At 72.8% G+C, this 18,965-nt stretch carries 18 protein-coding genes; 9 read left to right on the top strand and 9 right to left on the bottom strand.

The genetic code is table 11. From position 1 onward, the window contains the following. Positions 1-114: 114 nt before the first annotated feature. Positions 115-3,057, top strand: a complete 2,943-nt coding sequence (locus ACFVS8_RS12190) for a lamin tail domain-containing protein (protein WP_387062253.1) — start codon at positions 115-117, stop codon at positions 3,055-3,057. A 61-nt stretch (positions 3,058-3,118) separates the two neighbouring features. Here the strand turns inward: ACFVS8_RS12190 and ACFVS8_RS12185 are convergent, their stop codons facing one another. Next, positions 3,119-3,814 carry a hypothetical protein gene (locus tag ACFVS8_RS12185; protein WP_387062250.1) on the bottom strand — a complete coding sequence of 232 codons (696 nt, stop codon included), beginning with the start codon at positions 3,812-3,814 and terminating at the stop codon, positions 3,119-3,121. 99 nt (positions 3,815-3,913) lie between these two features. On the opposite strand from ACFVS8_RS12185, the gene ACFVS8_RS12180 reads away from it, so the two are divergent. Together ACFVS8_RS12180 and ACFVS8_RS12175 are read left to right on the top strand one after the other, a co-directional pair. Then, complete coding sequence (locus ACFVS8_RS12180) at positions 3,914-4,396, top strand: NUDIX domain-containing protein (protein WP_387062247.1); 483 nt, start codon at positions 3,914-3,916, stop codon at positions 4,394-4,396. Between the two features lie 113 nt (positions 4,397-4,509). After that, the gene (locus ACFVS8_RS12175) at positions 4,510-6,501 is read left to right on the top strand and encodes an acyltransferase family protein (protein WP_387062244.1); all 1,992 of its coding nucleotides are present in this window, start codon (positions 4,510-4,512) and stop codon (positions 6,499-6,501) included. A 46-nt stretch (positions 6,502-6,547) separates the two neighbouring features. Here the strand turns inward: ACFVS8_RS12175 and ACFVS8_RS12170 are convergent, their stop codons facing one another. Further along, positions 6,548-7,003: an Lrp/AsnC family transcriptional regulator gene (locus ACFVS8_RS12170; RefSeq protein ID WP_387062241.1), complete on the bottom strand. Its 456-nt coding sequence runs from the start codon at positions 7,001-7,003 to the stop codon at positions 6,548-6,550. An 81-nt stretch (positions 7,004-7,084) separates the two neighbouring features. Here ACFVS8_RS12170 and ACFVS8_RS12165 point away from each other — a divergent pair, with 81 nt between their 5' ends. Continuing rightward, the gene (locus ACFVS8_RS12165) at positions 7,085-7,756 is read left to right on the top strand and encodes a LysE family translocator (RefSeq protein ID WP_387062238.1); all 672 of its coding nucleotides are present in this window, start codon (positions 7,085-7,087) and stop codon (positions 7,754-7,756) included. A gap of 40 nt (positions 7,757-7,796) precedes the next feature. On the opposite strand, the gene ACFVS8_RS12160 is transcribed toward ACFVS8_RS12165, so the two are convergent. Next, positions 7,797-8,417, bottom strand: a complete 621-nt coding sequence (locus ACFVS8_RS12160) for a hypothetical protein (protein ID WP_387062235.1) — start codon at positions 8,415-8,417, stop codon at positions 7,797-7,799. 121 nt (positions 8,418-8,538) lie between these two features. Between ACFVS8_RS12160 and ACFVS8_RS12155 the strand changes: the two genes are divergently transcribed. From ACFVS8_RS12155 to ACFVS8_RS12140, 4 genes are all read left to right on the top strand, one after another. Further along, complete coding sequence (locus ACFVS8_RS12155; RefSeq protein WP_387062232.1) at positions 8,539-9,909, top strand: NAD(P)/FAD-dependent oxidoreductase; 1,371 nt, start codon at positions 8,539-8,541, stop codon at positions 9,907-9,909. A 51-nt stretch (positions 9,910-9,960) separates the two neighbouring features. Next, a complete protein-coding gene (locus ACFVS8_RS12150; RefSeq protein WP_387062229.1) occupies positions 9,961-10,413 on the top strand; it encodes a cupin domain-containing protein in 453 nt (150 codons plus the stop codon). Between the two features lie 113 nt (positions 10,414-10,526). Then, positions 10,527-10,997 (top strand): DUF1003 domain-containing protein, encoded by a 471-nt coding sequence (locus ACFVS8_RS12145; protein ID WP_387062226.1) that lies wholly within the window; start codon positions 10,527-10,529, stop codon positions 10,995-10,997. 10 nt (positions 10,998-11,007) lie between these two features. After that, positions 11,008-13,437 carry an HAD-IC family P-type ATPase gene (locus tag ACFVS8_RS12140; protein WP_387062223.1) on the top strand — a complete coding sequence of 810 codons (2,430 nt, stop codon included), beginning with the start codon at positions 11,008-11,010 and terminating at the stop codon, positions 13,435-13,437. On the opposite strand, the gene ACFVS8_RS12135 is transcribed toward ACFVS8_RS12140, so the two are convergent. The 6 genes from ACFVS8_RS12135 to ACFVS8_RS12110 form a co-directional block, all read right to left on the bottom strand. Continuing rightward, positions 13,373-13,828, bottom strand: coding sequence for a hypothetical protein (locus tag ACFVS8_RS12135; RefSeq protein WP_387062220.1), 456 nt, complete (start codon positions 13,826-13,828; stop codon positions 13,373-13,375). The genes ACFVS8_RS12140 and ACFVS8_RS12135 overlap by 65 nt on opposite strands. Positions 13,829-13,864: 36 nt before the next feature. Then, a complete protein-coding gene (locus ACFVS8_RS12130) occupies positions 13,865-14,668 on the bottom strand; it encodes an SDR family oxidoreductase (protein WP_387062218.1) in 804 nt (267 codons plus the stop codon). A 7-nt stretch (positions 14,669-14,675) separates the two neighbouring features. After that, a complete protein-coding gene (locus tag ACFVS8_RS12125; protein ID WP_387062215.1) occupies positions 14,676-15,443 on the bottom strand; it encodes an SDR family oxidoreductase in 768 nt (255 codons plus the stop codon). Between the two features lie 81 nt (positions 15,444-15,524). Further along, complete coding sequence (locus ACFVS8_RS12120) at positions 15,525-15,929, bottom strand: hypothetical protein (protein WP_387062213.1); 405 nt, start codon at positions 15,927-15,929, stop codon at positions 15,525-15,527. After that, complete coding sequence (locus ACFVS8_RS12115; protein ID WP_387062210.1) at positions 15,916-16,797, bottom strand: RNA polymerase sigma-70 factor; 882 nt, start codon at positions 16,795-16,797, stop codon at positions 15,916-15,918. The genes ACFVS8_RS12120 and ACFVS8_RS12115 overlap by 14 nt, the downstream gene beginning before the upstream one ends. A 265-nt stretch (positions 16,798-17,062) precedes the next feature. After that, positions 17,063-17,800 carry an alpha/beta fold hydrolase gene (locus ACFVS8_RS12110; RefSeq protein WP_387062208.1) on the bottom strand — a complete coding sequence of 246 codons (738 nt, stop codon included), beginning with the start codon at positions 17,798-17,800 and terminating at the stop codon, positions 17,063-17,065. 177 nt (positions 17,801-17,977) lie between these two features. Here ACFVS8_RS12110 and ACFVS8_RS12105 point away from each other — a divergent pair, with 177 nt between their 5' ends. Continuing rightward, the gene (locus tag ACFVS8_RS12105) at positions 17,978-18,946 is read left to right on the top strand and encodes an alpha/beta fold hydrolase (protein ID WP_387062205.1); all 969 of its coding nucleotides are present in this window, start codon (positions 17,978-17,980) and stop codon (positions 18,944-18,946) included. Positions 18,947-18,965 lie beyond the last annotated feature (19 nt).

Here is an 18,965-nt window from a genome sequence, read left to right as displayed (position 1 = left end):
CCGCGCCACCTCGACATGGGGCCGCCCCCGGGGGTTCACCATGCCGACACCCTCCGTTCAGCGCCGAACGGTCGAGTGGGCTGCGACCCCTCACTTCTCGTCAGGAGCCCCTCCATGCCCCTCTCCCCATCCATCCGGCGCGCGTCCGCGATGGTCGCGGCGCTCGCCGTGACCTCCGGCGCCGCACTGCTCGCGATGCCCGGTGCGGCGCTCGCCGCGGACGGCGACTCCGGCGTCGTCGTCAACGAGATCGTCTACGACACCGCCTCGCACGGCACGGTCGACTCGATCGAGCTCTTCAACGCCTCATCCGCGGCGGTGGATGTCTCGGGCTGGGCCGTCCTGGACGACAAACGCTCCGAGCGCGGCACCATCCCGGCGGGCACGACGCTCGCGGCCGGCGCGTTCCTCGTGCTCCAGAAGGACGCCTCGCCGCTCGGGTTCCCGTTCGGGCTCGGCAAGGGCGACGAGGTCGTGCTCGTCGACGCGGCCGACGCGGTCGTCGACTCCTACGCGTACGCGGCGACCGCACCGCTCGCCGACTGGTCGCGCTGCGCCGACGGCGGCGAGTGGGCGCCCGCGACGGCCGTCACGCTCGGCGCGGCGAACGTGTGCGCCGAGCCGGAGGAGCCCGCGACGCCCGGATCCGTGCTGCTCAACGAGATCGACTCGGGCCCCGCCGACTGGATCGAGTTCATCAACCCCGGCGCCGAGTCGATCGACCTCTCCGGCTTCGAGGTGCGCGACAACAGCGACGATCACCGCTGGTTCTTCGCGGCGGGCACGTCGATCGCCGCGGGCGAGCGGCTGGTCGTCGAGGCGTCGACCATCGGGGCGGATGCCTCGGGCACGGCGCTCGAATTCCAGTCGGCCATCGGCATCGGTGGCTCCGACTCGATCCGCCTGTTCGACACGACCGGCGCCCTGCTCGACGAGTACTCGTGGAACGGCCACCCGGCCATCGACGGCGACGAGGCCGCCGCCAGCTGGGCGCGTTGCCCCGACGCGACCGGCGACTTCGCCCTGGCGCGCGTGACCCCCGGCGCCGCGAACGACTGCGTGCTGCCCTCGATCGCGATCAACGAGGTCGAGTCGAACGGCGACGCGACCGACTGGGTCGAGGTCGTGAACACGGGCACGACGCCCGTCGACCTCTCGGGCTGGACCGTCATGGACAACGACCCGGTGGGCCACGCCGCTGACGTCGTGCCCGTGGCATCCGGAACCGTGCTCGCACCGGGTGCGCGCTTCGTGTTCGACGGCGCGACGCACTTCACCTTCGGGCTCGGAGCGGCGGATGTCGCGACGGTGCGCACTGCAGCGGGAACCACGGTCGCCGAGTACGCGTGGTCGGCGCACGCCGCGGTGACGTGGGCGCGCTGCCCCGACGGCACGGGCGAGTTCGGCGACAGCACCACGTCGACCAAGGGCGCGGCGAACGCGTGCGGCACCGATCCGACCGACCCCACCGACCCGACCGATCCGACCGACCCGGTCGTCGTGGCGTGGCCGGGCTCGCCCGACGTGCAGGTGATCGATGAGGCGGCGACGTTCCTCAGCGACTCGTCGGGCCTCGACACGCAGCAGACGGCCGACGGCGTGGTGCTCTGGGCCGTCGACAACGGCACCGGCACCTTCTGGAAGCTCGACGTGACCGCCGACGGCGACGCGACCTTCGCCGACGGCTGGGCCGACGGCAAGCGCGTGCGGTTCCAGCGCGACGCGGGCAGTCCGGCGAAGGCCGGCCCCGACGCAGAGGGCATCACGGCGGCGAACGACGGCCGCATCTACATCGCCTCCGAGCGCGACAACGCGAACAAGGGCGTGAACCAGAACACGATCCTCGCGGTCGACCCTGAGACCCCTGGCCCTGACGTCGTCGCCGCGCAGGAGTGGGACCTCACGGCCTCCCTGCCGCAGGTCGCCGCGAACACCGGGCTCGAGGCCGTGGAGTGGGTCGCAGATGCCGACCTGACGGGCCTCGTCGACGCGAACACCGACGCCGCCTACGACCCGGCCGACTACCCGGGCCACGGCGACGGCCTGTTCTTCGTCGCGGTCGAGGACAACGGCGTGGTCTACGCCTACGCGCTGAACGCCGACGGCTCCTTCGCCCAGGTCGCCGCGATCGACCCCGGCCTCGGCGGGGTCATGGCGCTCGACTACGACACCGTGCTCGACCGGCTCTGGGCGGTCTGCGACAACGGCTGCGAGGGCGAGGCCGCGCGCATCGCGTTCACGGGCAGCGAGCCGACCATCGAGCACGTCGCGCGCCCGGCCGGCATGCCGAACCTCAACAACGAGGGCTTCGCGACCTCGCCCGCGTCGCTGAGCTCGGCCGACCCAGCGCCCTCGCTCGTGACGACCCGCCCGGTGTGGTGGTTCGCCGACGGCGAGCGACCGGGAGCGCTGCGCGCGGGCACCCTCCCCGGCCCGACCGTCACGGACCCGACGGATCCGACGGACCCGACGGACCCCACGGACCCGACCGACCCCACGGACCCGACCGACCCCACGGACCCCACGGACCCGACCGACCCCACGGACCCGACCGACCCGACCGATCCGACCGATCCGACGGACCCGGGCACCGCGCCCGCGCCGATCGACGAGTCCTTGCTCACCGATGCCACCCGCGGCGGCGTGACCGCGCCGGCCACCGCGGCCCCCGGCGAGAAGCTCCCCGTGAACGTGGGCGTGCAGCACGCGGGCGAGACCGTGTGGGCGTGGGTCTACTCCACTCCCACCTCGCTCGGATCCGCCTCCGTCGGCCTCGACGGCGTCGTCACGGTGACCCTGCCGGCCTCGCTCCCTGCGGGCGAGCACAAGGTCGTGATCCAGGCGGCCGACGGCACGCTCATCGGATGGGCGCCCGTGACCGTGGCGGCCGCGGCCGACGGCGGCACGACCGCCGTCGTCGGCGACCCGGTCGTCGGCGGCCTGGCCGACACGGGCGCCGAGACCGCCGGTGCCCTCTGGGCCGCCGGCGCGCTGCTCGCGCTCGGCCTCGGTGCCGGAGTCGTCGCACGTCGTCGACGCGGGGCCGCCGCCGAGTAGCCCCGGCGAGCACCAGGCACGCGGATGCCGCGGCAGCACCGGCTGCCGCGGCATCCGTCGTTCAGCTCGTCGATCGAGCGGGAGCGGGCCGATCTGCCGAACCGGCAGCGCCGCCCGGAGCATCGCGTCGAGCTCGGGCGATCGCGGAGAGCCGTCGGAACGGGATGCTCGCCGCCGCGTACAGCGCGAGCAGGAGCGTCAGGTCGAACACGGCGACCCATGCGCCCCGGGGCGTGTCGAGGGCGAGCACCGGACCCCGAACGAGCGGCCCTGCGAGCAGTGCGCCCGCGAGCGCTGAGCCGAGGGCGAGCACGCCGCACACGATGCGCGCCCAGCCGCGCCGCCCGCCGAGGGCGTATCCGCCGGCGATCGCCGCGAGGGCGACGAACGTGGCACCGCCGCCCAACCCGTTCGTGAACAGTGCCGCGACCGCGCCAGGCAGGAGCAGCGGGGCGAGGGCGAAGGCGAGCGGTGCGGCGGTGCACCAGCGGAGCATCCGTCGCTCCGCGGCCGTCGGCGTGCTCGTCCCGACGGTCGCGGCCCAGCCGTACGCTGCACCGACCAGCAGGCCGGGCAGCATCACGCCGACGAAGGTTCCCCAGCTGAACTGCGACTCGTAGCCCGCGAGCTCGGCCATCCACGCGCGCAGGGCGCCGGCCCATGCGAGCCCCGTGACCGCGCCGAGGGCGACGGCGACCCATCGCCCGCTCCGCGTCGCGGTGCGCTCGTCGCCGCCTGTTGCGGTGTGCTCGTGCATGTCGACCCCCTTGCGACCGCTGCGACCGGGGCACACGATACGCCGGGCGGGCGGCCGCGGCATCCGTGCTCTCCCTCGCCGCTCGCGTAGCGTGGGCGCATGGCCACTCCCGAGTTCGTGCTCGAGCTGCGGCGGCACATCGGCCACGCGCCGATCCCACTCGTCGGCGTCACCGCCGTCGTGCTGCGCGGCGACCAGGTGCTGCTCGGGCGGCGCAGCGACACCGGTGCGCTCACGCCGATCACGGGCATCGTCGATCCCGGTGAGGAACCGGCGGATGCCGCGCGCCGAGAGGCCCTCGAAGAAGCCGGGGTGCGCATCAGCGTGGATCGGCTCGTGTGGGTGCACCAGATGCCGCGAACGACCCACGTGAACGGCGACCAGGTCGACTACCTCGACCTCGTGTTCCGCTGCACGTGGATCTCGGGCGACCCGTACCCCGCCGACGGCGAGATGACCGAGGTGGGGTGGTACCCCTTCGACGACCTGGCCGCGGTCTCCGACCGGCACGTCGAGCGCATCCGCACGGCCGCCGCCGGTACCGCCGAGACGCGGTTCGAGGGCGGCGCAGCGCCCGCCTGAGCCGGGTCGGCGGCGCGTCATCCGCCCGTTCGACGGTGCCCGGCGTTCCGCCGGAGCGGGCGGAGACGCCGGGGTTAGCATGAGTGCCCCATTCCCCGACCGACGGGCTCGTCATGGCAGCTGCGGAACCCGGCATCGCCGAAGCCGGCGCCGGCGAAGCGAAGCGCTCCGGGCTGTCGCCGCGCCTGTCGCATCTCGGCGGGCTCGACGGGCTCCGCGCGATCGCCGTCATCGCGGTCGTCGTGTACCACGCGTTCCCGCCGGTCCTGCCCGGTGGGTTCATCGGCGTCGACGTGTTCTTCGTGATCTCGGGATTCCTCATCACATCGCTGCTCGTGCACGAGCACCGCGTGAGCGGAGGCATCCGTCGTCGCGAGTTCTGGAGGCGGCGGGCGCGACGGCTGCTGCCGGCGCTCGCCCTCGTGCTGCTCGTCTGCACGGCGGTCGCGGGGCTCATCGGCGGCGACGTGCTCGTGGGCATCGACTGGCAGTTCCTCGGCGGGGCGACCTTCAGCTTCAACTGGCTCGCGATCGGGGCCGGCACCGACTACTTCGCGGCCACCGCGCCCGAGCTCTTCCGGAACCTCTGGTCGCTCGCGATCGAGGAGCAGTTCTACCTGCTCTGGCCGTTCGCCCTCGTGGCGCTGCTCGCGATGGGCGCCCGAACTCGGGCCGCCCTGGTGGCTGCAGCCGCCGTCGCCTCCGCGGGCGCCATGGCGCTGCTCGCGGGTGCGGGCGCCGACCCGACTCGCGTCTACTTCGGCACCGACACCCATGCGTTCGGACTGCTGTGCGGGGCCGCGCTCGCGCTCTGGCTCGTGGTGCCGCGTCGACGCCGGGCCGAGCCGGGGCCGGTGGCCCGCGTCGGCCTGCCGGCGGCCGCGGCGGTGCTGCTCGCCGGCATCGTCGCCTCGGCCGTGCTCCTGAGCGAGGGCGACCCGATCACCTCCCGCGGCGGGCTCTTCGCCGTGAGCGTCATGACGACCCTGCTCATCTGGGTGCTGGCCGTGGCACCGCGCGTCGGGCGGGTGCTCGACCTCGGCCCCATGCGGTACCTCGGCCGACGGTCATACGGCATCTACCTTTGGCACTGGCCGGTGCTCGTGCTGCTCGCCGCCGTGCTGCCGCGCGCGCAGGCCGGAACGCTGCCGGCGTACGCGATCGGCGTCAACGCGGTCGCGATCACGCTGATCGCCTCGATCGCGTCGTACCGCGTGCTCGAGGTGCCGGTGCGCACGCTGGGGTTCCGCGGGGCGGCGCGGGCGTTCGGCTCGTCGTTCCGTCGTGGCCCCGCGCTCGAGCGCATCGCCGTGGTCATGACGCCCGTGATCGCCTTCGGGCTCGTGGCCGGCACGGCCTCCGCCATGGCATCGGCGCCGGAGCAGACATCGGTCGAGCGCGCGATCGACCGCGGGCAGCAGGCGCTCGATGCGACATCCGCCTCGACGCCGCCCGCACCGTCCTCGGCATCGGGAGATCCCGACTCGGTGCCGGATGCCGCACCCGACGCCGCGCTGGCGCCCGCCCCCGAGCCGGCCCCCGCGCCGGTACCCGAGCCGGCCCCGGCGCCTGCTCCCGCGCCCGAGCCTGCTCCGGCGCCCGCCCCAGCACCCATGGTGGGGGAGGTGCCGGCCGGCGACCAGATCTCGGCGATCGGCGATTCGGTCATGCTCGCCTCGGTGCCCGCACTGCAGTCCACGCTGCCCGGCATCGCGGTCGATGCCGTCGTGTCGCGACAGACCTGGGACGGAGCGGGCATCGTGCAGGCGATGGCCGCGCAGGGCAGCCTGCGCCCCTACGTCGTGATCGCGCTCGGCACCAACGGCGACTGCGCCGACTGGCGGTTCCAGGACATCGTCGATGCCGCGGGCCCGTCTCGACACGTGGTGTTCGTGAACATCTCTGGCCCGATGTCGTGGGCCTCGAACGTCAACGGACGCGTGCAGCGCATGGCCGACGCGAATCCGAACGTGACCGTAGCCGACTGGGCGGGCGCGATCGCCGGTCGCCCCGACCTGCTCGCCGCCGACGGCATCCACCCCGGCCCGACGGGCGGGCAGTTCTACGCCGACGCCGTCGCCGCGGCCCTCGCGCACGCGGGCTAGGCGCCCGGCTCGGCACGCCCCGGGCCTTCGTCGCCCGCTCGTGCGTTCACACCAGCGGCAGCGGCCGTTCGTCGACGATGGTCTTCATCACGAGCGTCGACGCGACCCGCCGGGCGCCGGGCAGGGCCGAGAGCTTCTCGTCCCACAGCCGCTGGTAGGCGGTCAGGTCGGCCACCGCGACGCGCAGCAGGTAGTCGGGATCGCCGAACAGCCGCAGCGCCTGGATCACCTCGGGGATCTCGGCGACCGCCTCGTCGAACGCCGGAACGGTCGCGCGGTTCGCCTGGTCCATGGTCACGAAGACGAGCGCGGTGAACCCGAGCCCGACGGCGTCCGGGTCGATCACCGCGCGGTAGCCGGTGATGGCCCCTGAGGTCTCCAGTGCGCGCAGCCGACGGTGCGTGGGCGAGAGGCTGAGCTGCACGCGATCGGCGAGCTCGGTGAGGCTCAGCCGGCCGTCGCGCTGGAGCTCGGCAAGGATTCGGCGATCGGTGGCATCCATGAAGAATATCCTTCCACCAAGCATCGCCCACAAGGGAGAATTCGGCAGCGGCTTCTGCTGCGACTCGCCTACCGTCGTCTCGTGGACGTACAACTGCTGCTCGCCTGCTCGATCATGATGATCCTCATGGTCGTGCTGCCCGGCCCCGACTGGGCCTACCTGATCGCCGCGGGCACGCGCGAGCGCAGCATCCTGCCGTCGCTCGTCGGCATCCTGATCGGCTACCTCGCGACAGTGGCCGCGGTGGCGCTCGGGGTCGGAGCGGTCGTCGCAGCCCTCCCGTGGTTCATCGTCGCGCTGACGTTCGCGGCCGCCGCGTACCTCATCTGGCTCGGCGTGCGCGTGCTGCGCGAGCCGCCGGCGGTCGTCGCGGGGGAGGCGGCATCCGAGGTCGAGGCGAACGCCCACGGCGAGCCCGGGGCATCCGCTCGACCGTGGCGCCGGGTGCTGCAGGGCGCGGGCGTGAGCGGACTGAACCCGAAGGGGCTGCTCGTGCTCGTGGTGCTGCTGCCGCAGTTCACGGATGCCTCGGGCGTCTGGCCCATTCCGGTGCAGCTCGTGGTGCTCGGCCTCATCTTCGTGGCCGCCTGCGCGCTCGTGTACTCGGTGGTCGGGTACGGCGCCCGCACGGTGCTGCGCATGCGGCCGTCGATGATGCGCGTGGTGTCGCGGGTCTCGGGAGCGGCGATGGTGGTGCTCGCGGTCGTGCTGGTGGTCGAGCAGGTCGGGCACCTCGCCGGCGCGACGGCGTGACGGAGTCACGGACCGACGGGGTAACTCGCCGCTCGCCGGGTCAGCCCGCGGCCGGCTCGAACACGAGGGTGCGCAGCAGCACCTCGAGCGACGCCTGCACGCGCGCGTCGGTCCAGGCCTCGGGGTCTTCGACGGCCTTCACCTCGTAGCCGCGGCAGTAGAGGTACAGGATGTCGGCGATGTGCGCCGCCTGCTCGCGGTCGGCCGGGTCGCTCGGGCCGACCTCGCCGGCCACGACGTGCTCGGCGCCCGCGAGGAACTTGCCGTAGGTGGCATCCGTCACCCCTCGCACCACCTCGTAGGCGCGACGGTTGGCGCCGCGGACGTCGGCGATGACCTCGATCCAGAGACTGCGCAGCACGTTCTCCTCGGGCGAGGAGGTGCACATCCAGCGGCAGAGCTCGGCGAGGCGCTCGACGCCGACGAGGTCGCCGAGGTGGGTCGCGCGCTCGTCGTCCCACTGGGCCCTGGCGTGGTCGAGCGCGTTCGCCATGAGGTGCGCGCGCGAGGGCACGAAGTTGGTGATGAAGGCCGTCGAGCGGTCGAGGCGCTCGGCCACGGCGCGCAGCGTCACGGCGCGGGTGCCGCGCTCGCGCGCGACGTCGACCGTGGCGCGCGCGATGTCGGCGAGGCGCTCGTCGGTGTCGACCTCGACCGGCACGGCGACTCCCTTCGTTCGTCGTTTGACAGCTTGCCACGACGGGCACTACGTTTCAAAACACTGTTTTACAACGTGGCGATCCGGCCGAGCGGATGCCGCGGCGACCCGACGGAGGAAGCGCATGACCGCGAACGGCGGCATCTCGTTCTGGCTGCAGCAGGTCGGCGTCCCGGCCGCGCGCCCCGCCCTGCCGGGCGACCTCGACGTCGACGTGGCCATCGTCGGAGCCGGATACACCGGACTCTGGACCGCCTACTACCTCAAGCGGGCGCAGCCAGACCTCCGCATCGCCGTGCTCGAGCGCCGCTTCGCCGGGTACGGCGCCTCGGGCCGCAACGGCGGCTGGCTCACCAACTCGGTCACCGGCGGCCGCGAGCAGTACGTGAAGACCCACGGCCGCGACGCCGCGATCGCCCAGCAGCGCGCGCTCAACGAGACCGTCGACGAGGTCATCGCCGTCGCGGCGGCCGAGGGCATCGACGCCGACATCCACAAGGGCGGCGAGTTCGAGGTCGCCCTCAACGCGGCACAGCTCGGCCGGCTCCGGGCATCGGCCGAGTCGGAGCGCTCGTGGCCGGCCACCGACGTCGAGGTGCTCGACGCGCGGGCCGCGGCCGAGCGCATCAACGTCGAGGGGGTGCTCGGCGGGGTCTGGTATCCGCACTGCGCGCGCATCCACCCCGCGAAACTCGCGCTCGGGCTCGCGAGTGCCGTCGAACGCCTCGGCGTGCAGATCTACGAGGGCACCACGGTCACCGAGATCGTGGCCGGGGAAGCGCGCACCGACCACGGCACCGTGCGCGCCGCCCATGTGCTGCGCGCCACCGAGGGGTTCACGCCCGACCTGCGCGGCGAGCACCGCACCTGGCTGCCCATGAACTCGTCGCTCATCGTCACCGAGCCCCTCGACGCGGCGTTCTGGGAGCACGTCGGGTGGAACGGCCGTGAGACGCTCGGCGACTTCGCCCACGTCTACATGTACGCCCAGCGCACGGCCGACGACCGCATCGCGTTCGGCGGCCGCGGCGTGCCCTACCGCTACGGATCGCGCGTCGACCAGGACGGTGCCACGCAGCCGCGCACCATCGAGAGCCTCACGGCCCTGCTCACCCGCTTCTTCCCCGCGGCGGCGGGTGCCGCGATCGACCACGCCTGGTCGGGGGTGCTCGGCGTGCCGCGCGACTGGGCCGCGACGGTCGTGCACGACTCGGCGACCGGCCTCGGTTGGGCGGGCGGCTACGTCGGCACGGGCGTCACGGCGACGAACCTCGCCGGTCGCACCCTGCGCGACCTCGTGCTCGGGCACGACACCGACCTCACCCGCCTGCCGTGGGTGAACCACCGCGCGAAGCGATGGGAGGTCGAGCCGCTGCGCTGGCTCGCCGTGCAGGCGATCTACACCGCGTACCACGCGGCCGACCGTGGCGAGCAGCGCGGGCGCGCGACCACCTCCCCGGTCGCGCACGTCGCCGACCTCGTCGCCGGGCGCTGAGCCGGCCCGATCGCCCACGCCCCTCGCACCCCATCCGCCCTGGAGGAACCCATGACCGACGACACCGTGCCAGCGAACCCCGCCGTGCCCGCGAACCCCGCCGTGCCCGCGAACCCCGGCGGGCCCGCGACCGCCGGCGGGCCCGCGACCGCCGCCGTGCCCACCGTCGCCGCGCTCGACGCCCTCGCGCGCGACCTCGGCGCCCGCACGCCCAAGCCCACCGCGCTCACCGAGGGCCAGGTCGAGGCATCCGACACCCTCTGGGCGCGCCTCGGCCTCGACGTCGGCTACTGGGAGGCCACGCCGGGCAGCTTCACCGCGACGCGCGACGGCTACACCGAGATCTGCCAGTTCCTCGCGGGCGGCGTCACGATCGAGGTCGACGGCGAGGAGCCCGTCACGCTCGGCGCGGGAGACACCCTCGTCATGCCGAGCGGATGGCGCGGCACGTGGCACGTGCACGAGACCGTGCGCAAGCTCTACATCACCGTCGACGACGCCTGATCGACCCCGTTCCACCGGGGCCAAGGTCCACGGAGGGGCGCTCGCCGAGGTCGAGGACGCGCCGTGCCGCCGCCCGGCCGGATCGGCGGCGAGCCGGTGCATAGGCTCGACCCATGAGCCGACCCATTGTGAACTGGCACGACCTGGCCGAGCAGCGCCGCAAGTTCGGGGAACGGGCCGCCGACGCCCTGCGCAACGGCATGGGCAGCTGGACGTTCGTCGGCGCCTTCATCGTGTTCATGGTCGTCTGGGCCGTGCTGAACTCGAGCGACGACCTCGCGTGGGACATCTACCCGTTCATCCTGCTGAACCTGTTCCTCAGCATGCTCGCCGGGCTGCAGGGTGCGATCCTGCTCATCGCGGCGAAGCGGCAGGACGCGCTGTCGGCGGCGCTCGCGCAGCACGACTACGAGACGAACGTCGCCGCGGCGGCCGAGATCGCCGAGCTGCGCAAGGCGAACGAGGAGCAGACCGAGATGATCCGCGAACTCGTCGCGTTCATGCGCGACCAGCAGGGCCGCCCGATCGCCGAGGCGCCGCGGCCGTCCGCCGCGCCGCACCCTTCCGACGCGCCGCAGGGGTAGTCTCACGCCCATGAGCGAGACGGATGTCGCGGCGCTGCCCGGTCTCACGACGGCCGAGGTCGCCGAGCGCGTCGCCGACGGCCGCACGAACGCGTTCGACCAGAAGTCCAGCCGCAGTGCGGCGAGCATCATCCGCGCCAACGTGTTCACGCTCTTCAACGGCATCATCGGCGCCTGCTTCCTCGTGCTCCTGCTGCTCGGCCGGTGGCAGGACGCCCTGTTCGGGTTCAGCGCGATCGCGAACACGATCATCGGCTCGGTGCAGGAGTTCCGCGCGAAGGCCGCGCTCGACAAGCTCGCGCTCCTGCACGCCCCGCGCGCCAGGGTCCGCCGCGAGGGCGACGCCACCGAGATCCAGGTCGCCGACGTCGTGCTCGACGACGTGCTCGTGCTGCGCGCCGGCGATCAGGTACCGGCGGACGCGCGCGTCGTGACATCCGCCCACCTGCAACTCGACGAGTCGATGCTCACGGGCGAGTCGGATGCGGTCGACAAGCAGCCGGGCGACGAGGTGCTGTCGGGTTCGATCGTGATCGCCGGGGAGGGCGAGGCCGTCGTGGTGAGGGTGGGCGCGGACTCGTTCGCCAACAAGCTCGCCGCCGAGGCGAAGAAGTTCTCGCTCGTCGCGAGCGAGCTCCGGTCGTCGATCGACCGGGTGCTGCGTGTCGTGAGCTGGATCGTCGGCCCGATCGCGCTGCTCGTGTTCAACGCGCAGATCATGGTCTTCGGCGGCTGGGAGCAGGCCATCGAATCGGGCGACTGGCGTCAGGCCGCCGTCAACACGATCGCGGCGCTCGTCGCGATGATCCCGCTCGGGCTCGTGCTCATGACGAGCATCGCGTTCGCCGTCGGCGCCGTGAAGCTCGCGGGCCAGCAGGTGCTCGTGCAGGAGCTCGCGGCCGTCGAGGGGCTCGCCCGCGTCGACCTCATCTGCCTCGACAAGACGGGCACGCTCACCGAGGGCACCATCGCCTTCGACGCCGAGCACCCCGTCGATGCGGGCGTCACGCCCGACGGGTGGCGTCGGGCCCTCGCCTGGGCCGGCAACGACCCCGACGCGAACGCGACCGCGCGCTGCCTCGCCGAGGCGTACCACGACGTGCCGTCGAGCCGGCCGGTCGCGCGCATCCCGTTCTCGTCGGCGCGCAAGTGGAGCGCGTTCCAGTTCGCGGCGGCGGATGCGACGGCGGATGCCGCGGGCTCGACCGCTGTGGGCAGCTGGGTGCTCGGCGGGCCCGAGATGGTGTTCCCCGACAACCGGCTCGCGGGCGATGCGCGCGAGCTCGCGGCATCCGGACTCCGAACGCTCGTGCTCGCGCATACGACGGAGCCGCTCGACGAGGCGGCCGAGTCGCTGCCCGCCGGGTTGCGTCCGGTGGCGCTGCTGACGTTCCGCGAGCGCATCCGCACCGACGCGGCTGAGACGCTCGCCTACTTCGCCGACCAGGGCGTCGCCGTGCGCATCATCTCGGGCGACAACCCCGACACGGTCGCCGCGATCGCCCGCAGCGTCGGGCTCGACGCACCCTCCGGGTTCGACGCGCGGCAGCTGCCGGAAGACCCGGCGGCGCTCGCCGACGTGCTGGCGGAGCACCTCGTGTTCGGCCGCGTGACCCCGCAGCAGAAGAAGTCCATCGTGGTGGCGCTGAAGGAGGCCGGGCGCACGGTCGCGATGACGGGCGACGGGGTCAACGACGCGCTCGCCATCAAGGAGGCCGACATGGGCATCGCGATGGAGTCGGGGGCGGCGGCGACCAAGGCGGTCGCACGCCTCGTGCTGCTCGACGGCCGGTTCTCGCACCTCCCGCGCGTCGTCGCCGAGGGGCGCCAGGTCATCGCGAACATCGAGCGCGTCTCGATGCTGTTCCTCACCAAGACGGTCTACGCCACGGGTCTCGCGGTGCTGTTCGGCCTGTTCGTGCTGCAGTTCCCGTTCCTGCCGCGGCAGCTCTCGGTCATCGACGGGCTCACGATCGGCATCCCGGCGTTCTTCCTCGCGCTGATGCCGAACGCGCGCCGGTACGTGCCGGGATTCCTGCGTCGGTCGCTGAGCTTCGCGATCCCGACCGGCGTGGTCGTCGCCATTGCGCTCTTCGCCTACAGCTGGCTGGCGACGCAGGCCGGGATCGGGCAGGACGAGCTGCGCACCGGATCGACGCTGCTGCTCACCGTGATCGGGCTCTGGATCCTCGTCGTGCTCTCACGGCCGATCGACGGCTGGAAGATCCTCATCATCGGGTCGATGATGCTCGGGCTGATCCTCGTCTACTCGGTTCCGCTCGTCACGGAGTTCCTGGTCTTCGTCGACCCGACGCTCGTCACAGCCGCACTGGTGCTCGTCGTGTCGGTCGTGAGCATCGCCCTCATCGAGGTGATCAGGTTCGTGCACCTGCGCTACGTGCGAAGAACCGCGCGGTTCGACCCGTCCACAGCACCGTGATCGCGCCGGCCACGAGCACGAGGTCCACGATCACGAACCACTGATCGGGCGAGGCGATCAGGATGACCGCGTCGAGCGCGATCGTCAGTCCGAGCAGGACGGTCACGAGCACGCGGGCGTCGCGCCGTGCACGCGTCAGCCCGGCGGCGATCGTGATCACGAACAGTCCGAGCAGCACGACGCAGGCGCCTACGACGGTGACGACGAAGCGTTCGGTCGCGCTCGTGTCGGGCAGGTAGCGGCCGAACATCACGGCGATGCCCGCGAGGATCTGCACGATGCCCGTGACGTACCCGAGCACGACCGCCACGACGAGCTCTGCGGGCGGGCGGTGCGGCGTTCCGGACGGCTCGCTCGTCGGCTCGACCTCGCGCGCGGGCTCGTCGCTCATACCGGCGACCCTAGCCGCCCGGGGCGTGGTTCGGCATCACCCCCGGGCGACGACCCGGCTCGCGACGGCTTCGGGCGCGGCGGCAGGACGACCTCCCGACGCGATCCATTCCGCGTAGGTGGTCGGCATGATGGTCGCGCCGGGCCCCGGCATCAGCTCGCGCTCCTCGAGATCGGTGCCGAAGTACCGGGCGAGCGGGTCGACCCGCACGTCGCGCAGGTCGCTGCGCTCCCGGAGGTGACGGCCCACGAGCTCCTCGAGCCTGAACTGCTCGGGCCCCGCGAACTCGGCCATGCCGCCGAGCGGCGTCGCGACGGCGGTCGCCGCCACCGCCGCGGCCACGTCGTCGGCCGCCATCGGCTGGAACAGCGCGCGCGAGAGCCGCACGACGTTCGCACGCGTGCCGGCATCCGCGATGTTGGCGATGAACTCGAAGAACTGCGTCGCGTGCACGATGGAGTACGGACGACCCGATCGCACGATCAACTGCTCCTGAGCGGCCTTCGCCGCGAAGTAGCCGCCCTCGGTGCGAGCGAGCCGATCGGTGCCGACGACCGACAGTGCGACGTGGTGGGCGACTCCGGCGGCCGCCCCGTAGGTGAGCAGGTTGAGTGTGGACCCGTAGAAGAACTCGTTCGCGGCCGCCTCGTCGAGGGAGTCGGAGTTCGAGACGTCGATGAGCGTCTCCGCACCGGCGAGGGCCTGCGCGAGCCCCTCGCCGGTGTAGGAGTTGACGCCCGTCGCGCGCGAGGCGACGACGACGTCGTGGCCGCCGCGCGTCAGTTGCCCGACGAGGCGCGTGCCGATGAGTCCGGTGCCGCCGATGACCGCGATGCGCATGACGGGCCTACTTCGCGGAAGCCGGCGCGGCCTGCGCCGCGAGCCACTCGGCGAACGTGGTCGTCGACAGCTGCGCGTCGGCGCTCTCGGGCACGAGCTCGGTGCCGGTGAGCTTCGTGCCGAAGTACGGCGCCTCCGGGTCGCCGACGACCGTGCGGGGGTCGCCCTTCGCCCCGAGGCCGACGCGGATGAACTCGTCCTGGCCCATGCGCTCCGGGCCGCCGATCTCGAGCGTGCCGTTGATCGGGTCGTGGGCGGCGACGCGGGCGACGGCGGCCGAGACATCCGCCGCCGCGATCGGCTGCATGAGCCCGGTGCTGAGCGTCACGGTGCCGTCGACGGTGGCCTCGTCGGCGATCCGGCCGGCGAACTCGAAGAACTGCGTGGCGCGCACGATCGAGTAGGGCTGGCCGGATGCCTCGATGAGGTGCTCCTGCGCGACCTTCGCGCGCAGGTACCCGCTGCTCGGAAGGAGCTCTGCGCCGACGATCGAGAGCGCGACGTGGTGCCCGACTCCCGCTTCGCGCTCGGCGGCCAGCAGCGTGTTCGTGGAGGTCGTGAAGAAGGCCAGCACGTCGTCGTCGGCGAACGACGGCGAGTTCGAGACGTCGACGACCACGTTCGCGCCGGCGAGCGCCTCGGCGACGCCCTCGCCCGTGATGGTGTTCACGCCCGAGTTCGGCGACGCGGCGACCGCCTCGTGGCCGTGCTCGCGGAGCAGCTCGACGACCTTCGAGCCGATGAGGCCGGTGCCTCCGATGACGACGATCTTCATGAGTGGTGCCTTCCGTCGTGGCGGCGGCCGATCCGCTGCCCTCATCAACTCAGACCGGGCAGCCGTCGCATCTGTGACGGCTCAGTCGATCTCGGGCCGGCGACGGTTCCAGCCGCTGAGCTTGGCCGGTGCCGTCGAGAGCCAGAGCCGTGCGATGACGGCGTCCGCGCCACCGACCACGAGCGCCCCCGTGCCGGCGTCGTCGGCCTCGATCGCGAGCACGCCGACCACCTCGCCGTCGGATCGGCGCAGGGCGAGGCCCGGTGCGCCGTTGACGTGCACCGGCAGCCACGCGGCATCCGGATGTCGCAGCACGAGGCCCTGCAGGTCGCGGGCGACGACGGCCCGGCCGCGCAGTTCGCCGCCCGTCTCGTCACCCGAGTCGACGACGAGCCGCACGTCGCGGCTCAGCACGCTCGCCAGCGCGACCTCGTTCGATTGATCGAGCGCGAGCCGCAGGCGAGCGGCCGGATCACGACGCGGCACGGGAGGCCACGGCCCCGAGCTTGTGCGGGTTCATCATCCAGAGCACCTGGTCGATGCCGTCGGGACCGACGACGAGCGTGATCACCGCGAAAGTCGTCCCGTCCTTCGACAGCAGCACCGACGGCTGGCCGTTCGTGTCGGCGTCGGCGATCGCGACGCCCTCCCAGAAGTGCGTGTGGAACGCGCGCACGAACTTCGCGACCCGCAGACGGCCGACCACCGGGAACTTCGATGCGCGCACGACGCCGCCTCCGTCGGAGTACGACACGACGTCCTCGGCGAACAGGCGCTCGAGTTCGACCAGGTCGCCGGTCTTGGCGGCGGTCAGGAACGCGGTCAGCAGCCTGCGCTGCTCGCCCGCCGTGGCCTCGCGCCGGCGTTCGCCCGCGAGGTGCTTGCGCGCCCGGCTCACGAGCTGGCGCGCGGCGGGCTCGGAGACCTGCACGATCTCGCAGATCTGGTCGTAGGGGTAGGCGAACGCCTCGCGCAGCACGTAGGCCGCGCGTTCGGTCGGGGTGAGCTTCTCGAGCATCACGAGCACGGCGAACCCGAGGGCCTCGGCCCGCTCGGCGCCGAGCGTCGGGTCTGCACTCGTGTCGACCGGCTCCGGCAGCCACGGCCCGATGTAGGTCTCGCGGCGCACGCGGGCCGACTGCAGCGCGTTGATCGCGAGCCGGGTCGTGGTCGTCGCGAGGAAGGCGGGCGGATCGTCGACGACCGAGCGATCGGTGCCCTGCCAGCGCAGCCAGGCGTCCTGCACGATGTCCTCCGCCTCGGCGGCGCTGCCGAGCATGCGGTACGCGATGCCGAACAGGCGCCCGCGCACGGCTTCGAAGGCGACGAGCGCGTCGTCGAGGTTCCCATGCATGTCGTGATCCCGTCGGTCGGTGGAGGGACCGCAGCCGTCCCCGTGCAAGCTCCGACCGGGCGGCGGCCCGGTGTGTGACGGCGCACGCGAAATCGCCGGCAGACCCTCGCATGCTATGCCCGATGCCCAGGCCGGGCGAGCGATCCATCGGGGTGCGCGGGGGCGCAGCGCGGTGCGGGCGGGGGTGAGTGGATGACGAACGGATGCCGCGGGCCGGCGTGATCGGGAGGTGCGCCGGCCAGCGGCATCCGTTCGATGGCGGCGCCTATGCGGCTGCGCGCTCGCCGGACACGTGCGCGACGGCGTCGAGGATCGCGGCGACGACCGCCTCGGGCTGCGACACGCTCACGGCGTGCGAGGCGCCGGCGATCTCGTTCGTGCCGAGCGAGGAAGCCCGCTCGGCGCCCGCACGCAGCACCGCAGCCGGGATGTTGCGGTCCTCGGTGCCGAAGACGTGCCACGAGGGGCGATCGGTCCAGCCGGGCGCGTCGGCCTGCACGGCGTCCTTCAGCGCCGCCTCGGTCACGGGGCGCTGGGTGGCGCCCATCAGCCCGGCCACCTGCACGGGCACGTCGGCGGCGAACTGGTCGCGGAACACCGAGCGGCGGATGACGAGCTCGACGCCGCCGGTCGAGATCGGGTGCACCTCGAGCGCGTCGCCGAGCGTCGATCCGGGCTCGCTCGCCGAGAGCGAGAAGGCGCTGTCGCCCGGCCGGGGCACGAACGCGGAGACGTAGACGAGGGCCGCGACCCGGTCGTTGTCGGCGGACGCCTCGCTGATGACGAGCCCGCCGTAGGAGTGGCCGACGAGCACGACGGGCCCGTCGATCGACGCGATGACGTCGCGGACGTACGCAGCGTCACCGGCGAGGCTCCGCAGCGGGTTCGCGGCCGCGACCGAGGTCACGCCCTCGGCGTACAGGCGTTCGATGACGCCGTTCCAGCTCGCGGATTCGGCGAACGCCCCGTGCACGAGCACGACGGTCGGCTTCTGATCTGACATGGCGGTGTCCCTTCTCGAATCGTCGACCGCGGAATGCGGGGCGATGTCAGCTCAGACCGGGCGGCGAGGCGGTCTGTGACCGCTCGCGCCACTTCGACGGGTCCGTCACATCCGCGCTCCCCGCCCGGTCGGAGCTCGTGACGGGTGCGCACGGCGCCCGATGCGAAGGAGCACCTCATGAGCGCGATTCCGCGGCTGCAGCCGCTCCGGCACGTCGAGACGGCCCGACTCGACGTCGCGTACTTCGAGGCCGGGCCCGCCGACGGACAGCCGGTCCTGCTGCTGCACGGTTTCCCGTACGACATCCACAGCTACGTCGACGTGGCACCGTTACTGGCCGAATCCGGCTTCCGCGTGATCGTGCCGTTCCTGCGCGGCCACGGCGAGACGAGGTTCCTCAGCACCTCCGAACCGCGCGCCGGGCAGCGGGCCGCACTGGGGTACGACGTGGTCGAGCTGATGGACGCGCTCGGCATCCCGCGGGCGATCTTGGCCGGATACGACTGGGGCGGCCGCGCGGCGTGCGTCGTCGCCGCGCTGCATCCCGAACGGGTCACCGCGCTGGTCGCCGTGAACGGCTACCTCGTGCAGGACGTGGGCGCGTCGATGCAGCCGCTCGCCCCGGAGCTCGAGGCGGGGTTCTGGTACTTCTTCTACTTCCTCACCGAGCGCGGCCGGCTGGGCCTCGCCGGGGATCCGCGCGGCATCGCCCGCGTCATCTGGCGGCGCAACTCCCCGGACTGGGCGTTCGGCGAGGCGGAGCTCGACCGTGCGGCCGAGGCCTTCGAGAACCCCGACTACGTCGACGTCGTGATCCACTCGTATCGGCATCGGCTCGGCCACGCGGACGGAGCGCCCGAGTACGCGCGGCTCGAGGCGCGGCTGGCGCAGCTTCCGTCGATCGGGGTGCCGACCATCACGCTCGACGGCCTCGCCGACGGCAACTTCCCCGCACGGGATGCGGCCGCGGCCGGCGCCCGGTTCACCGGGCCGCACGAGCATCGACGCGTGCCGCACGCCGGGCACGACCTCCCGCAGGAGGCGCCCGAGGCCTTCGCCGACGCGGTCCGCCGGGCGGCGGAACTCGGGAACGCACGGGCGATCCTCGAGCCGGATGTCACAGCCGCGGCATCCGCTCGGTCATGACTGGTTGACAGGTTCGGTC

Source organism: Agromyces sp. NPDC058110, from assembly GCF_042884735.1.
Lineage (GTDB): Bacteria > Actinomycetota > Actinomycetes > Actinomycetales > Microbacteriaceae > Agromyces.
Note: the sequence above shows the minus strand (reverse complement) of the source record. Positions and strands in the feature narration are given on the sequence as shown.

What these genes read in the sequence shown, in the direction of transcription:
- ACFVS8_RS12190 (WP_387062253.1), top strand. Translation starts at nt 115, where the DNA reads ATGCCCCTCTCCCCATCCATCCGGCGCGCGTCCGCGATGGTCGCGGCG.
- ACFVS8_RS12185 (WP_387062250.1), bottom strand. Translation starts at nt 3,814, where the DNA reads ATGCACGAGCACACCGCAACAGGCGGCGACGAGCGCACCGCGACGCGG.
- ACFVS8_RS12180 (WP_387062247.1), top strand. Translation starts at nt 3,914, where the DNA reads ATGGCCACTCCCGAGTTCGTGCTCGAGCTGCGGCGGCACATCGGCCAC.
- ACFVS8_RS12175 (WP_387062244.1), top strand. Translation starts at nt 4,510, where the DNA reads ATGGCAGCTGCGGAACCCGGCATCGCCGAAGCCGGCGCCGGCGAAGCG.
- ACFVS8_RS12170 (WP_387062241.1), bottom strand. Translation starts at nt 7,003, where the DNA reads ATGGATGCCACCGATCGCCGAATCCTTGCCGAGCTCCAGCGCGACGGC.
- ACFVS8_RS12155 (WP_387062232.1), top strand. Translation starts at nt 8,539, where the DNA reads ATGACCGCGAACGGCGGCATCTCGTTCTGGCTGCAGCAGGTCGGCGTC.
- ACFVS8_RS12150 (WP_387062229.1), top strand. Translation starts at nt 9,961, where the DNA reads ATGACCGACGACACCGTGCCAGCGAACCCCGCCGTGCCCGCGAACCCC.
- ACFVS8_RS12145 (WP_387062226.1), top strand. Translation starts at nt 10,527, where the DNA reads ATGAGCCGACCCATTGTGAACTGGCACGACCTGGCCGAGCAGCGCCGC.
- ACFVS8_RS12140 (WP_387062223.1), top strand. Translation starts at nt 11,008, where the DNA reads ATGAGCGAGACGGATGTCGCGGCGCTGCCCGGTCTCACGACGGCCGAG.
- ACFVS8_RS12135 (WP_387062220.1), bottom strand. Translation starts at nt 13,828, where the DNA reads ATGAGCGACGAGCCCGCGCGCGAGGTCGAGCCGACGAGCGAGCCGTCC.
- ACFVS8_RS12130 (WP_387062218.1), bottom strand. Translation starts at nt 14,668, where the DNA reads ATGCGCATCGCGGTCATCGGCGGCACCGGACTCATCGGCACGCGCCTC.
- ACFVS8_RS12125 (WP_387062215.1), bottom strand. Translation starts at nt 15,443, where the DNA reads ATGAAGATCGTCGTCATCGGAGGCACCGGCCTCATCGGCTCGAAGGTC.
- ACFVS8_RS12115 (WP_387062210.1), bottom strand. Translation starts at nt 16,797, where the DNA reads ATGCATGGGAACCTCGACGACGCGCTCGTCGCCTTCGAAGCCGTGCGC.
- ACFVS8_RS12110 (WP_387062208.1), bottom strand. Translation starts at nt 17,800, where the DNA reads ATGTCAGATCAGAAGCCGACCGTCGTGCTCGTGCACGGGGCGTTCGCC.
- ACFVS8_RS12105 (WP_387062205.1), top strand. Translation starts at nt 17,978, where the DNA reads ATGAGCGCGATTCCGCGGCTGCAGCCGCTCCGGCACGTCGAGACGGCC.